The 434-nt window shown below is 57.8% G+C and carries 1 protein-coding gene; it reads left to right on the forward strand.

Annotation, left to right across the window (positions count from 1 at the left end):
- Positions 1 to 434 (forward strand): hypothetical protein (locus tag A3730_RS31365; RefSeq protein ID WP_197477391.1); only part of this gene is annotated, 434 nt, incomplete at both ends.

Consider the following 434-nt stretch of genomic DNA (forward strand, 5'->3'; position numbering starts at 1 on the left):
CACCAGCCGCCTTTATCAACTCACGGTGCCTCCCAACACCCCGCTTGGCGTGGCCATGACCTGGCATAAGGAATGGGCAAAAGGCTGGGAAAATTTCAGCTTTTTCACGCTCGGCGGGGAAAACTTTTTCTTCAAGATGAACCCGCGCTACAACGCGGTGAACATCGACCATTACATGGACGACCCTTCCCAGGGTTCGCACCCGGTGGGCACCAAGCTTCCCCTGTCCATGGACACCACACAGACCGCCACGATTGCCCTGCAGGAAGGACCCGGCTTTGTCGCCTACGAGACCGGTAATGGCCAGCTCACCGTTAATCGTTTTCACACGGACTGCCTGGGCTGGACCTGTCAGGCCAAACAGGCGGTGAACGCCGCAAGCAGTCGACTGCTGGTAATCAACGCCACCCAGGGGCCATTAATCGCACTGATCT

It is taken from the genome of Alcanivorax sp. HI0044, assembly GCF_001634945.1.